The sequence below is a fragment of the Rhodococcus sp. KBS0724 genome, from assembly GCF_005938745.2.
In the GTDB taxonomy this organism is placed as follows: Bacteria; Actinomycetota; Actinomycetes; order Mycobacteriales; family Mycobacteriaceae; genus Rhodococcus_F.
On record NZ_VCBX02000001.1, the window covers coordinates 5,732,409 to 5,745,688 of the forward strand.

Below are 13,280 nucleotides of genomic sequence, written 5' to 3' on the forward strand. Positions count from 1 at the left end.
ACATCATGGCAAGCAAGCGTGACAAGACAATGTCGCTCGACGAGGTTGTCGGCGAGCTTCGCTCCGGAATGACCATCGGATTGGGCGGCTGGGGATCTCGCCGTAAGCCGATGGCTTTCGTTCGCGCGATCCTGCGTTCGGACATCAAGGACCTGACGGTCGTCACGTACGGCGGACCGGATCTCGGCCTGCTGTGCTCGGCCGGCAAGGTCAAGAAGGCGTACTACGGCTTCGTGTCCCTGGACTCGGCTCCGTTCTACGACCCGTGGTTTGCCAAGGCACGCACCAACGGTGAGATCGAGTCCCGCGAAATGGACGAGGGAATGGTCAAGTGCGGCCTCGAAGCTGCAGCTGCCCGTCTCCCCTTCCTGCCGATCCGCGCAGGCCTGGGATCCGATGTCTGCAACTTCTGGGGCGACGAACTCAAGACCGTCACCTCCCCGTACCCCGAGGCCGACGGCCGCTCCGAGACCCTGATCGCGATGCCCGCGCTCAACCTCGACGCGTCGTTCGTTCACCTCAACCTCGGTGACAAGCACGGCAATGCCGCATACAACGGCGTCGACCCGTACTTCGACGACCTGTACTGCATGGCAGCGGAGAAGCGTTACGTCTCGGTGGAACGCATCGTCGAAACCGAGGAACTGGTCAAATCCGTTCCGCTGCAGAATCTTCTGATCAACCGCATGATGGTCGACGGCGTCGTCGAGGCTCCGAACGGTGCGCACTTCACCCTCGCCGGCGAAAGCTACGGCCGCGACGAGAAGTTCCAGCGTCACTACGCCGAAGCCGCGAAGACCCCCGAGTCGTGGCAGGCATTTGTCGACACCTTCCTCTCCGGCAGCGAAGAGGACTACCAGGCCGCAGTAAAGAAGTTTGCAGAGGAGCAGGCGTCATGAGCGAATCCACCGTCACCCGCGCAGAGTACGTAGTCCTGGCTTGCGCCGAAATCTTCTCCGGCGCAGGTGAAATCATGGCCAGCCCGATGTCGACGTCATCGACCATCGGCGCTCGCCTGGCCCGTCTGACCACCGAGCCTGATCTCCTGATCACCGACGGCGAAGCCCTCATCTTCGAGGACACCCCGGCAGTGGGAACGAAGGGCCCCATCGAAGGATGGATGCCGTTCCGCAAGGTGTTCGACGTGGTTGCTTCCGGTCGTCGCCACGTGGTCATGGGCGCAAACCAGCTCGACCGCCACGGTAACCAGAACCTCTCCGCTTTCGGCCCGCTGCAGCAGCCGTCGCGTCAGATGTTCGGTGTGCGCGGAGCTCCGGGCAACACGATCAACCACGCCACGAGCTACTTCGTCCCCAAGCACTCCAAGCGAGTGTTCGTCGACAAGGTCGACGTGGTGTGCGGCGTCGGCTACGACCAGATCGATCCCGAGAACCCGGCATACAAGTACCTCAACATCCCGCGCGTTGTCACCAACCTCGGTGTCTTCGACTTCGGCGGACCGGGAAACACCTTCCGCGCGTTGAGCCTTCACCCCGGCGTCACGGCCGAAGAGGTTGCCGAGAACACCTCGTTCGAGGTTGCCGGACTCGCCGAGGCCGGTATCACCCGTGACCCCACCGCCGAGGAACTCCACCTCATCCGCGAGACCCTCGACCCGCGCAACCTGCGGGACCGTGAGGTCAGCGCGTGAGTACCCCGGTCGAGCGGAGCGAGAGTAGATCAACACCTCGCATAAAGACTGCGCTGACCGAACTGGTTGGCGTCGACTACCCGATCGTGCAGACGGGCATGGGCTGGGTTTCCGGTCCCGCTCTGACGTCGGCAACGGCTAACGCGGGCGGTCTCGGCATCCTGGCTTCGGCCACGATGACGTACGACGAGCTCGAGCACGCGATCAAGAAGACGAAGCAGCTCACGAACAAGCCGTTCGGCGTCAACATGCGCGCCGACGCCTCGGACGCCAAGCAGCGCATCGATCTGCTGATCCGCGAAGGCGTCAAGGTTGCATCATTTGCTTTGGCTCCCAAGAAGGATCTGATCTCCAAGCTCAAGGACAACGGCATTGTCGTCGTACCGTCGATCGGTGCTGCGAAGCACGCGGTCAAGGTTGCGTCCTGGGGCGCGGACGCCGTCGTCGTCCAGGGCGGCGAGGGTGGCGGTCACACCGGCGGCGTGGCAACGACACTTCTGCTCCCCTCGGTTCTCGACGCCGTTGACATCCCGGTTATTGCCGGTGGTGGTTTCTTCGACGGTCGCGGTCTGGCTGCAGCGTTGGCTTACGGCGCTGCCGGCGTCGCGATGGGCACTCGTTTCCTGCTCACGAGCGATTCCTCCGTACCTGATTCCGTCAAGCAGGAATACCTCAAGCGCGGCCTGACGGATACGACGGTGTCACGCAAGGTCGACGGCATGCCGCACCGCGTGCTCAACACCGACCTGGTGAACAGTCTCGAGCAGTCGAGCTATGTTTCCGGTCTGATTGCCGCTGCCAAGAACGCCACCAAGTTCAAGGCCATGACGGGCATGAAGTGGTCGACGCTGGCCAAGGACGGCCTCGCGATGAAGCGGTCCGGTGACCGCACAGTCATGCAGATCATCATGGCTGCCAACACCCCGATGTTGCTCAAAGCCGGTCTGGTGGAAGGTAACACCGAAGCCGGCGTGCTGGCGTCGGGTCAGGTTGTCGGCATGATCAACGATCTGCCCAGCTGCAAGGAACTGATCGACAGCATCATGGAAGACGCCGTCAAGCGCATCGACGCGCTCGCTGCTCTTCGCTGAATCACGTAACCATCACTGAGTGCGCCTCCCCCATGTCGGGGCGGCGCACTCAGTGCGTTTGCGCTGTGTCGTACTCGTTGTCCGGCACGGCTCTCATCGCGGCGGACAACTCCTGAGACAGCGTGCCTTTGTCCTCCACCTCTACGGTGTCGCAGCCCTGCCACTGCGCAGTTCGGCGAAGGAGCTCCGCCAGCCGAGGCGCAGTATCGGCGTCCGCGGTGGGTTCGGCCCACGCCGAGCGGACGAGCAGCCGACGGTTCTGCCGGTCGTTCTTGAGATCGACTCGGGCACAGATCTTGTCGTCGATCAGGACCGGGAGCACGTAGTAGCCGTGAACACGCTTGTGCGCCGGGGTGTAGATCTCGATCCGGTAGTGGAAGTCGAAGAGTCGCAACGCTCGATCACGCGCCCACACCACGGGATCGAAGGGCGACAACAGAGCGTCAGCTCGAATTGCCCTGGGCCGCTTGGCCTGAGGATCAATCCACACTTCCCGCGGTTTTCCTCGACGCTCCCATCCCTCGACGGAGGCGAGGCGCACGCTGCCGGCGTCTTCGAGCTCGTGCAATGCAACTCTGGTCTCTGCGCTGGGTAGCCGAAAGTAGTCGGCGATATCGTCGAGAGTGCCGAGCCCGTGTGCCTTCACTCCCCGCAATACGAGCTCACGGATCGCATCCGGCCGCTCGACTTTGGCGTCGAGGATTGCCGGTGGCAAGATGTGCTCGGCGAGTGCGTATCGACGTTCGAACCCCGCTCGACCCGCCGATACCACCTCACCCCACCGGAACAGGGTCTCCAGACCGAATTTCACGTCCGACCAGCCCCACCACGGACCGCGACGCCTGTTCGCGTCGTGCTCGACCTCGCTCGCCGCCATCGGCCCGTTGTCGCGTAATTCGCTGCGCAGCCACTCGAGGAAGTCGAGACGCTCGGACGCCCATCCGTCCTTGTCTGCGAGGGCCTTTTCCCGAAACTGATCCATTCGCCAACGGAAAAGCGGCCACATGTCGATGGGTAGGAACGTCGCTTCGTGGCCCCAGTATTCGAGGTATCCCGATCCGGGTGCAAAGGCGAGCTGATCGAGTCTCGACTTGTCGTACGCACCCGTGCGCGCGTAGATCGGCAGGTAGTGACTGCGCTCGAAAACGTTGACCGAATCGATTTGTAGCACCTGCAATCGGTCCATTACCCCGATCAGATTGCGTCGCGTCACCGTCGCGGGGTGCGCTTTGCCAAACCCCTGAGCTGCAAGCGCGATGCGGCGCGCCGCGGCCGGTGACACAACTTCGCTCATACTCGAGGAGACTAGCCATCACCACCGACAGCAAATTCGAGAACCCCGATTGAGCCTGCCGAAATCGGGTTACCCTCGAGTGTGGAATTCGATTGGCTCGAACTTGTGCTCACTGCCCACCGTGAATTCGGTTCACGACTCGCTCAGGTCGAGGACTGGACTGCGCCCACTCCCGATTCCGACTGGCAGGTGGAACACCTGGTTCGTCATGTGATCGAGGAGCAACAGTGGGTGCCACCTCTACTGTCCGGGCTGACCGTGGGCGAAGCGACGCCGGACATCGTTCCGGTCGGCGACGATCTGTGGACCGAATGGCAGAAGTACTCCGAAGCCGCAATCAATGCCTGGAAATCGACCAATCTCGATACGCAGGTTCATCTGTCCTACGGCACGGTGAACATGGAGCCGTATCTGCGTCAGCAGACCTCTGACGTCACGATTCACGCGTGGGATCTGGCGCGAGCCGTCGGTGCGGACGATCGACTGGATCAGACGCTCGTCGAAGCCGTCTGGTCCGATCTCGACGGCCAGCGCGACATGCTTGCCGAAAGTGGTTTGTTTGCCGCCCCGGTCGAGATTCCCGACGACTCGTCTCTGCAGGACAAGTTGATGGCACTCACCGGCCGTGATCCACGCTAGAGAAGTTCCGTCTCCGCGAAACGCCCTCTCAGCGCGATACCGATCTCGGCATGACGGAGTAGGAACGACTTCTCGTCGTACCCTTTGCGACGCAGCCAGAGTGTGACTTCGCTGTTGCACTTGCTGGCATTGCACGACGCGCAGGCCGGCGCAATGTTGTCGAGCGTGTAACGACCGCCGCGCGAGATCGCCAGAACACAGTCACGTTGCAGCGGTACGTCCTGCGCGCAACAGTAGGCGCACCCGTCCCAGGAGGATTTGAGGGCGGCCCACTGCTCGGCGCTGAGGTCGTGTGTCGTGCTGTCCATCCGGCGTTTACGTTTGCGCGCGTACCGGGCTTTGCGACTGCGGTTGATCGTCACCTCGTCATGCTACTGACCGCCCCTAGACACCTACCTGAATACCCGCGGTGCGAGCGGCGCCGTCCCATCCTCCGGCCGGTGCCGGAAGACCGAAGAGCGCCGCGACTGTCGGTGCCACATCGATCGTGCGTACCGGAGTATCGACGCGGCGACCGCCGTCGAGTGCCGGGTGACCACCGCTGAGGAAGAACGGAATCGGCAGCGTCACCGAGTGGCCGTGGTTACCCGGAATCGGGTTGGACAGCGGTGTCGGATCACTGAACCGCCACCCCTGCGCGCAGAACGCAACAACGTCACCGGCATTGTCACCGAGATTGAATTCTGCTGGAAGATGGCTCGATTCGACGCCGTCGACGGCGCCGACAATTTCCTGAATGCGTCGAACAGCCTCTACCCGTTCCTGATCCGGTCCCACGAAGTAGATCAGATCGGCGCCACCGTTCTGCGCGATGCGGATCTTTCCGGACAACAACGGATCTGCGTTGAGAGGGCGATCAAGCCCGATGAGACGCGTCGGCTCCGACCAGTCCATCGAATGATCGGCCAGCACAATGAGGACGCTTCGATTCCACCGTCCGGTGCTGTGAAGGAAGTCGACAAAGCGTCGCACCTGATTGTCGGTGTTCTGCAGTGCGGCGGTACGCGCGATCCGAATCGACGGTCCCGAAAGATCAAGGTGACCAACACGGTCCACGTCGCCGAGGTTGGTGAACGACAACCGCGGTGAGCTTTCGCCGACGATCCTCATCAACGCGTCGATCGTGAAATTGTCCGGGGCATGCTCGGTGCCGGGAAGCAGTGGCTGCGGATCCCAGACGACGGACGCACGATCACCGAACAACCCGTGCAGGTATTGCTTGGACAGCACACTCGCAGTGGTCAATCCGAGCTCGGTGCGCACGCGGTCGAGGACCGTCGACGTCTGCAGATCCGAAGCCCGATCGAGATCACGCTTCTTGTCGATCGCCGGGTCGTAGACGGAATTGGCCGGCACACCCGAACGCGCGGGGTACACGCCGGTCATCATCGCCGTGTGGTTGGGAAGCGTCTCGGCGATGTTGATCGCGCTGGCATTGGGGTAGTGAACACCACCGGCAGCCAGACCGGTCAGCATCGGTGTGAGATCCGCTCGCAGTTCGTCCGGGCGCATACCGTCGACAACCATGACGTAGACGTCGACGTCAGGTAGTCCGCCATCAAGAAGTCCGCCACCTGTAGGTACGCCCGCATTCGCCGGCGCACCGAGCAAAGCTGTTCCCGCAAGTACACTTCCGCCGATCAAGACGTTGCGGCGCGAGAGTTCGAGGCTCACTGGTTGACTCCTGGTCGGTACGAGTTCGGGTCGAGCGGACTGAAGGACGGCGCAACCCTGCTTCGGGCACCGGCAGGCAGCCGGTAACTGGTTGCGTAATGGGCGTTGCTCTGTGGATCGGTGACGTTGTCCACGTAGTACCAATCCATCTGGGTACCATCGCGGGCGATGTCGAATACACCGTAGCCGTGCGAATCCAGTTCGACGTACCGAACGTGGCGATTGACCGCCTTGAACGCTTCTTCCGCCGCAAGGGAAACGGTGCGCGGCGGCACCTTCAACATGTCATCGATGTTGGGAGAGGTCACCGACGGAACAACGAACTCCGCGCCGACGGTCGGTCCACCCGGATAGTTGGCGGCGTTGGTGGGCAGGTCGCACGCCCACGACGTGTGAATGTCTCCGGTGATGAAGACCGTGTTGTCAACGTTGTTCGCGGTGATGGCGTCGAACAGTCGCGTGCGGTCGGCGGTGTACCCGTCCCACTGATCGGTGTTGTACGGGAAACCCGCCTGAGGAAGGCCGACCAATTCGGTCAGGGCCGCCGTCGTTGCCGGTTCGAGCGGCGGAAATACGCACGGCGTGATCATGACGGGATTACCGACGATCTTCCACTGCGCAGGCGAGGTGACGATACCGCTGGTGAGCCAATCCATTTGCGCGCGTCCGGTAATGGTGCGATTCGGGTCGTCGACCTGACGCAATGTGGGCTGCTCGTCGCGGTACGTGCGCAGATCCAGCATCGAGATTTCTGCCAGGTTTCCGAAGCGGAACCGCCGGTACAGTTGAACGTTCGAACCACTGCCGGAGGGCCGAACCGGCATCCACTCGAAGTAGGCCTTGGCCGAGTTGGCCTTACGATCCGCCCACTCGCCTTCGACGCCGGGAGTGTGGTTTTCGGCGCCGTCGCGGAACGCGTTGTCGGCCGATTCGTGATCGTCCCACGTCGCGATGAACGGCAGTTTCAGATGCAGAGCGGCAAGGTCCGGGTCGGTCTTGTACTGCGCGTGCCGGATTCGGTAGTCCGCCAGGGAAATGATTTCATGCGCCGGTTCGTGCAGACGTACGGATCCGTTCTTGGCGCCGTATTCGCCCTGGCCGTATTCGTAGATGTAATCGCCCAAGTGGATGATCGCGTCGAGGTCCTCCCGGAACCCGAGATGACGATAGGCACCGAAATATCCTGCCTCCCAGTTGGAACAGGAGACAACTCCGAAGCGCATCCGATCGATGTCCGCCGAATTCGACGGAGCGGTGCGAGTCCGTCCGGTGGGTGAGAGCACCGAACCGGCGGTGAATCGGTACCAGTACGTGGTGGACGAATCGAGGCCCGTCACATCAACTTTGGCCGTGTGGTCCGACCCAGCTGAAGCCACGACACTTCCCGACGCCACGACTGTCGCGAACCCCTCATCGGTCGCGACCTGCCAGTTCAGCGTCACTGCGGGCCCGATTCCCGAACCCGGGGTCGCATCCGCTGTGGGAGTGATACGCGTCCAGATGATCACCGCGTCCGGCAGCGGGTCACCGGACGCGACTCCGTGGTTGAAGCCCACAGCCACCTCGGCACTCGCGCGGTTGGCCGAGGCGACACCGAGGCCCACTGCACCGGCCAGCGCTGCCGAACTCTGCAGGAGGCCACGTCTGGTTATTCGATCAAAGGCATTCGTGTGCACGCTAGGAGTGAATCCGCTTCTGAACAGATGTTCAAGAGAGCTTCGCGATGTTCACCCAGGCTTCGCCTGCGTGCCGTCGCCAGTAGCCCGGAAGTTGGTTCAGGCGGAGCCTATGCTTGGAAAATGACCGAACCCGACATCAAGCCCAGAAGTCGTGACGTCACCGACGGACTGGAAAAGACCGCAGCGCGAGGCATGTTGCGTGCAGTAGGAATGGGTGACGACGACTGGGTCAAGTCGCAGATCGGCGTCGCCTCATCGTGGAACGAGATCACCCCCTGCAACCTTTCCCTCGACCGCCTGGCCAAAGCTGTCAAGGAAGGCGTCCGGGAGGGCGGTGGATTCCCTCTCGAATTCGGCACCATTTCCGTTTCCGACGGTATTTCGATGGGTCACGAAGGTATGCACTTCTCCCTCGTCTCTCGAGAAGTGATCGCGGACAGTGTGGAAACCGTCATGCAGGCCGAGCGCCTCGACGGCTCGGTCCTCCTCGCCGGCTGCGACAAATCACTGCCGGGCATGCTCATGGCGGCGGCTCGCCTCGACCTCGCCAGCGTGTTCCTCTACGCCGGTTCCACGTTGCCTGGCGTCGCAAAACTGTCCGACGGCAGTGAACGCGAAGTCACCGTCATCGACGCCTTCGAAGCTGTCGGTGCGTGTGCCCGCGGGTTGATGAGCCGCGAAGACGTCGACATCATCGAGCGCTCCATCTGCCCGGGCGAGGGTGCGTGCGGCGGTATGTACACCGCAAACACCATGGCCAGTGCTGCGGAGGCCATGGGCATGTCGATACCCGGCAGCGCGTCGCCGCCGGCGCCGGACCGTCGACGTGACGGGTTCGCTCGCGAGAGCGGCAAAGCCGTCGTCGAACTCCTTCGTCGGGGAATCACTACCAGGGACATCCTCACCAAGGAAGCGTTCGAGAACGCGATAGCGGTGGTCATGGCTTTCGGTGGTTCCACCAACGCGGTGCTCCATCTCCTCGCGATCGCACACGAAGCGTACGTCCCGCTGACGCTCGACGATTTTGCTCGCGTCGGAGCCAAGGTTCCGCATCTCGCCGACGTGAAGCCTTTCGGAAAACACGTCATGACCGACGTCGACCGCATCGGCGGAGTTCCCGTCATCATGAAGGCGTTGCTCGACGCCGGTCTCATGCACGGCGATTGCCTGACGGTCACCGGTAGGACCGTGGCGGAGAATCTGGCGCACATCACCCCACCCGATCCGGACGGCAAGGTTCTGCGGGCGATGAACAAGCCCATTCACCCGACCGGCGGCATCACGATCCTCAAGGGCTCGTTGGCTCCCGGCGGCGCGGTCGTCAAGTCCGCCGGCTTCGAGTCCGACGTATTCACCGGCACTGCACGCGTTTTCGAACGCGAACGGGCCGCTATGGACGCGCTCGAGGACGGCACCATCACCGCCGGCGATGTTGTGGTGATCCGGTACGAAGGCCCCAAGGGCGGCCCGGGAATGCGCGAGATGCTGGCCATTACCGGCGCTATCAAGGGCGCCGGCCTGGGTAAAGACGTCCTGCTGCTGACCGACGGACGATTCTCCGGCGGAACCACCGGCCTGTGCGTCGGGCACGTCGCGCCGGAGGCTGTGGACGGCGGACCCATCGCGTTTGTTCGTGACGGCGATCAGATCCGGCTCGACGTCAGTACCGGTCTGCTGGAACTTCTTGTCGACGACGCGGAACTGGTTGCCCGCAAAGAAGGTTGGGAGCCGTTGCCCCCGCGCTACACGCGCGGCGTGCTGGCGAAGTACACCAAGCTGGTGGGATCAGCGTCAGGTGGAGCAGTGTGCGGCTGAAGCCGTACAGATACCGCACCGAGTCCAGATAGCGCACCGACCTAGATCGGCTGGAACCCGGCACCGACGCCTCCATCGGAATTGATATCCGCGATGATCGAGGACATGTTGGTGCCGAGTTCCGGCCCCAGGCACGGCACGTACAGGTAGGCGTTCACCATCGCCACCAATGTGGTTCCGACGGTGACGGGGGCTCCGGAATCGCCGTGGTCAACACACACCTGAGTCCAGGTCTGAGCGTCGGCGCTCAGATTTCCCCACACGACGCCGCACGTCTGCCCCGTTGTCCGGCCTTCTTTGCAGGCGATGGCCGGGAAGCTCGCTGGCTGTCCGATCGACGTGATGGTTGCACTGTCAACGGTCCGAACAGGCGTTACTTTTGCCGGATCGAACTCGATGATCGCGTAGTCGAGCTCTGAATTGGACTTGACGAAGGTGCCCACGACCCCGGCTCCCTCGTTGTCCTCCGGAACAACCGTCGAGCCAGGTCCACCGCAGTGACCTGCGGTGATTCCCACCAGCCGGCCGCCGTTGTCGCGCCCGATCGTCGTCAACGTACATATCGTCTCGTTGCTGATGATGATGCCGCTGCCCCCACCGAGGGGTGTTGCCGCGGCAACGGCCGTCCCACTGACCACCAACCCGAGTCCCAGTGCAATTACGACCGCCGCCAATACGGAAATGATTCTCTGCAACATCACACACTCCCCGCCGAGTAGTCCCCGCTGCACAAATCGCATACCCCGGAAACTCGGCACCTACGCAGGAGAGTTACTCGTTGGTTCCCAGCGCCTCGAGCATCTTGCGGGCTTCTTCGAGTTGACGGCTGAGCTCGTCCACCCTGGCGGCTGCGGCGTCGCGGGCCTCCACGATGATCGATTCAACGGCCTCGATGGCCGTCGGCTCACCCAGTTCGCGGATGGCACGCTCAACTGCGTCCGGTGCCACGGGAACCGCTTTGCCCGGCCGCTTGGCGCCCAACGTGACGGTGACACTCCAGTCGTTGTCGGCGCCGGCATGGATGGTGACACTGACTCCCGGCGGCAGTTTCTTGGCACGCTTGACCGCCGGACGAGGCGCGGGAGTTGCAGCGGGCGCAGTGACCGGAGCGGGTGCCGGGGCCGGTGTGGTTCGGGGCTTCGGCCGAGTTTCGACGAGTGGTTCCATGAGCGGTTCGGACTCCACAACTGGTTTAGGGCGGGGCGCCGGTTTGGGGGGCGTCGACGCCACGCGATTGATGCGCAATTCCTCTGCCTCGAAAGGCAATTCGTCATTGACGCCCTTGGGGCGGATCAGCACGGTGTTCCCGTCCACCGACACCACCTTCGCGGACGTTCCTGCGTCGATGCCGAGGCTGGGGGTTGCCTCGCGTAGGTATACGGTGGCGCGTTTGCCTTCGGCGATTGCCGTGGCGAGAGCTGCCAAGTTTTCCGCAGTGAGGTGATCCGGCGTTGATGCGGTAGCGCCGGAACGTCTACGGGGTGGCATGCGCAAATCCTTTCGAGAGTGTCGGTATAGCTTTTCTCGGGGCAACTCTTGCACAGGGCACCGACGCGTTCCCGCTCACCGCCTCCCAGGTTCGCCGAATTCAGTACTGTTCGGCAGAGCGCACGTGAAAGATAGTGTCGGAAACACAGCACATGGGACGCAAGGAGCACAGTGAGCAGTTCGGAATCAGCACCGGTCGACGAGGGCACCGAACCCGGCACGTCGCTGTCCCGAAGCGGTTTCGACGCTCTCACCTTCAGCCGCATTCAGTCCGATGTCGAAGAATTCCTCCTCGGCGGTCCGCGGTGTTACACGCAATCTCAGATCGCCGAATTCGCGGGTGTTTCCCGTGAGCGTGCAGATCGCCTGTGGGTCGCGATGGGTTTTGCCATCAACGACGACCCGGACGCCGTCATGTTCACTCAACAGGACGCCGATGCCCTGCAGGGCATCATCAGAATGGTCGATCGTGGAATCATTTCGCGCAGTAGTGAAGTCGCTGCGGCACGCGCGCTTGGCCAGTCGATGTCGCGTCTCGCCGAATGGCAGGTCTCGATCATCGGCACTCATATCGTCGATCAGTTGACGGAGTCCGCGGATGACGACCCCGAGGCGATCCGCAAGCAAATTCTGCGGCTCGGGGCCGAGATCATCCCCGCTGTCGAATCGCTCCAGACCTATGTGTGGAAGCGGCACGTCGCGTCGTCGACGGGTCGGAACGTCGGAAATCCCGGAGAAGAATTCTCCAGCCGGATCTTGGTCGTCGGTTTTGCCGACATCGTCGGATACACCTCACTGACCCGAGGACTCGACCCCACCGAACTCAACGACTTGCTCGAACGCTTCGAATCCGCGTCCACGGAAATCATCGGCCGCAACTTCGGGTGGGTCGTCAAAACCGTCGGCGACGAGGTGATGTTCGCCGTGGAAAGCCCCCATCACGCCGCCGAAATCGCCTTGCAGATTCAAAGCGCCGTACTCGCCGACCACGACGATCCACAACTGCGGGTGGGGCTCGCCATGGGTCCGACGCTCGTCCGTTTCGGCGATCTGTACGGGTCGGTGGTCAATAAGGCTGCCAGGCTCACCAGTTCCGCGCGCCCCGGCACCGTACTGATCGATTCGGAATTGGCCGCCGCGGTGACGGGCGACGCCAATTTCAAGCTCCGTCACCTCCGGCCGCGGCGGGTGCGCGGCATCGACCGCCTCGAGCAGTACGTACTACGACGCAATCTCGAACCGTAGCCCGCTCATGCGCGTCGAGCAGCGAGGAAATCGTCGACGATCTGCGCACACGCTGATTCCCCCAACGGCGTCATCGTTGCCAATTTGGTGAGCACCAACGGACCGACCAACTGCGCGAGCGCCACGTCGTAGTCGTACTCCCCCAACTCCTCGATTGCCTCGGGCGTACGCAAGACCCGGTCGAACGCGTCCCGGTACTGCTCGATGATCATCTGTCGCAGCGACCGCATCTCCGGTTGCCGCTCGGCCAGCGCCGCTGTGCTCGAGTAGCCTGTCAGATCCGGCCCCAAACCGAGCCAGCACATAGCTGTGACCTGGATAGGAGCGCTCTCGATCGCCTTGGCTTGATTGGTGAGAAGTTCGAGCAGCTGGGCTCGCAGATCGCCCTCGCCCGACAGCGCAGGCACGGACGGCAGTAGCCGCGCAAACGCCGCGGCCACCAACTCGGTGCCGCTGTCGAAATGCCGATACAAGGTCGCGCGAGCAACATTCGCGAGCTTGGTGACAGCGTCGATCGTCACAGCGTCGACTCCGCCTTCGGCAAGAAGTGTTGTTGCAGCATCGAGCAATCGAGTCCGGGATCGCAGTTTGCGCGGATCCTCGTCTGCCATTTGTCGATCTGCGTCAACCGTTGTCACAACCACAGTTATACCCAATCGGGGGTTGTGGAACTACCATTCTCCCAACGATACTGGTGGTCTCGT

At 62.6% G+C, this 13,280-nt stretch carries 13 protein-coding genes; 6 read left to right on the top strand and 7 right to left on the bottom strand.

From position 1 onward, the window contains the following. Positions 1 to 5: 5 nt before the first annotated feature. Genes ipdA through FFI94_RS26305 form a run of 3 tightly spaced genes read left to right on the top strand, consistent with a single transcriptional unit; the run spans position 6 to position 2,742 of the window. The gene (ipdA, locus tag FFI94_RS26295) at positions 6 to 899 is read left to right on the top strand and encodes a cholesterol ring-cleaving hydrolase subunit IpdA (RefSeq protein ID WP_138870392.1); all 894 of its coding nucleotides are present in this window, start codon (positions 6 to 8) and stop codon (positions 897 to 899) included. Continuing rightward, the gene (locus FFI94_RS26300) at positions 896 to 1,651 is read left to right on the top strand and encodes a CoA-transferase subunit beta (protein WP_138870393.1); all 756 of its coding nucleotides are present in this window, start codon (positions 896 to 898) and stop codon (positions 1,649 to 1,651) included. The genes ipdA and FFI94_RS26300 overlap by 4 nt, the downstream gene beginning before the upstream one ends. Next, on the top strand, positions 1,648 to 2,742 hold the full coding sequence (locus tag FFI94_RS26305; RefSeq protein WP_260684338.1) for a nitronate monooxygenase family protein: 1,095 nt from the start codon (positions 1,648 to 1,650) through the stop codon (positions 2,740 to 2,742). Before FFI94_RS26300 ends, FFI94_RS26305 begins: the two co-directional genes overlap by 4 nt. 49 nt (positions 2,743 to 2,791) lie before the next feature. On the opposite strand, the gene FFI94_RS26310 is transcribed toward FFI94_RS26305, so the two are convergent. Beyond that, positions 2,792 to 4,036 carry a winged helix-turn-helix domain-containing protein gene (locus FFI94_RS26310; RefSeq protein ID WP_138870394.1) on the bottom strand — a complete coding sequence of 415 codons (1,245 nt, stop codon included), beginning with the start codon at positions 4,034 to 4,036 and terminating at the stop codon, positions 2,792 to 2,794. A gap of 81 nt (positions 4,037 to 4,117) precedes the next feature. Between FFI94_RS26310 and FFI94_RS26315 the strand changes: the two genes are divergently transcribed. After that, positions 4,118 to 4,675 carry a TIGR03086 family metal-binding protein gene (locus FFI94_RS26315; protein WP_138870395.1) on the top strand — a complete coding sequence of 186 codons (558 nt, stop codon included), beginning with the start codon at positions 4,118 to 4,120 and terminating at the stop codon, positions 4,673 to 4,675. Here FFI94_RS26315 and FFI94_RS26320 read toward each other — a convergent pair. From FFI94_RS26320 to FFI94_RS26330, 3 genes are all read right to left on the bottom strand, one after another. Beyond that, positions 4,672 to 4,983, bottom strand: a complete 312-nt coding sequence (locus FFI94_RS26320; protein WP_138873432.1) for an HNH endonuclease — start codon at positions 4,981 to 4,983, stop codon at positions 4,672 to 4,674. The two genes, FFI94_RS26315 and FFI94_RS26320, sit on opposite strands and share 4 nt — an antisense overlap. Positions 4,984 to 5,059: 76 nt before the next feature. After that, entirely contained in the window at positions 5,060 to 6,349 is a 1,290-nt protein-coding gene (locus tag FFI94_RS26325) for an alkaline phosphatase family protein (RefSeq protein ID WP_138870396.1), read from the bottom strand. Further along, entirely contained in the window at positions 6,346 to 8,025 is a 1,680-nt protein-coding gene (locus tag FFI94_RS26330; RefSeq protein ID WP_138870397.1) for an alkaline phosphatase, read from the bottom strand. The genes FFI94_RS26325 and FFI94_RS26330 overlap by 4 nt, the downstream gene beginning before the upstream one ends. A 123-nt stretch (positions 8,026 to 8,148) precedes the next feature. Here FFI94_RS26330 and ilvD point away from each other — a divergent pair, with 123 nt between their 5' ends. Next, positions 8,149 to 9,843 carry a dihydroxy-acid dehydratase gene (gene ilvD / locus FFI94_RS26335; RefSeq protein WP_138870398.1) on the top strand — a complete coding sequence of 565 codons (1,695 nt, stop codon included), beginning with the start codon at positions 8,149 to 8,151 and terminating at the stop codon, positions 9,841 to 9,843. Positions 9,844 to 9,884: 41 nt separating this feature from the next. Here the strand turns inward: ilvD and FFI94_RS26340 are convergent, their stop codons facing one another. Then, positions 9,885 to 10,541: a trypsin-like peptidase domain-containing protein gene (locus tag FFI94_RS26340; protein ID WP_138870399.1), complete on the bottom strand. Its 657-nt coding sequence runs from the start codon at positions 10,539 to 10,541 to the stop codon at positions 9,885 to 9,887. 73 nt (positions 10,542 to 10,614) lie between these two features. Next, positions 10,615 to 11,331 carry a DUF6319 family protein gene (locus tag FFI94_RS26345; protein ID WP_138870400.1) on the bottom strand — a complete coding sequence of 239 codons (717 nt, stop codon included), beginning with the start codon at positions 11,329 to 11,331 and terminating at the stop codon, positions 10,615 to 10,617. Positions 11,332 to 11,556: 225 nt separating this feature from the next. On the opposite strand from FFI94_RS26345, the gene FFI94_RS26350 reads away from it, so the two are divergent. Beyond that, positions 11,557 to 12,576, top strand: a complete 1,020-nt coding sequence (locus tag FFI94_RS26350; RefSeq protein ID WP_260684524.1) for an adenylate/guanylate cyclase domain-containing protein — start codon at positions 11,557 to 11,559, stop codon at positions 12,574 to 12,576. A 5-nt stretch (positions 12,577 to 12,581) separates the two neighbouring features. Here FFI94_RS26350 and FFI94_RS26355 read toward each other — a convergent pair whose 3' ends face one another. Continuing rightward, on the bottom strand, positions 12,582 to 13,187 hold the full coding sequence (locus FFI94_RS26355) for a TetR/AcrR family transcriptional regulator (protein ID WP_138873433.1): 606 nt from the start codon (positions 13,185 to 13,187) through the stop codon (positions 12,582 to 12,584). Positions 13,188 to 13,280: the final 93 nt, after the last annotated feature.

Bases quoted from the DNA above. Each gene is read 5' to 3' on its own strand.
- ipdA (WP_138870392.1), top strand. From the start codon at position 6: ATGGCAAGCAAGCGTGACAAGACAATGTCGCTCGACGAGGTTGTCGGC.
- FFI94_RS26300 (WP_138870393.1), top strand. From the start codon at position 896: ATGAGCGAATCCACCGTCACCCGCGCAGAGTACGTAGTCCTGGCTTGC.
- FFI94_RS26310 (WP_138870394.1), bottom strand. From the start codon at position 4,036: ATGAGCGAAGTTGTGTCACCGGCCGCGGCGCGCCGCATCGCGCTTGCA.
- FFI94_RS26320 (WP_138873432.1), bottom strand. From the start codon at position 4,983: ATGGACAGCACGACACACGACCTCAGCGCCGAGCAGTGGGCCGCCCTC.
- ilvD (WP_138870398.1), top strand. From the start codon at position 8,149: ATGACCGAACCCGACATCAAGCCCAGAAGTCGTGACGTCACCGACGGA.
- FFI94_RS26340 (WP_138870399.1), bottom strand. From the start codon at position 10,541: ATGTTGCAGAGAATCATTTCCGTATTGGCGGCGGTCGTAATTGCACTG.
- FFI94_RS26345 (WP_138870400.1), bottom strand. From the start codon at position 11,331: ATGCCACCCCGTAGACGTTCCGGCGCTACCGCATCAACGCCGGATCAC.
- FFI94_RS26355 (WP_138873433.1), bottom strand. From the start codon at position 13,187: ATGGCAGACGAGGATCCGCGCAAACTGCGATCCCGGACTCGATTGCTC.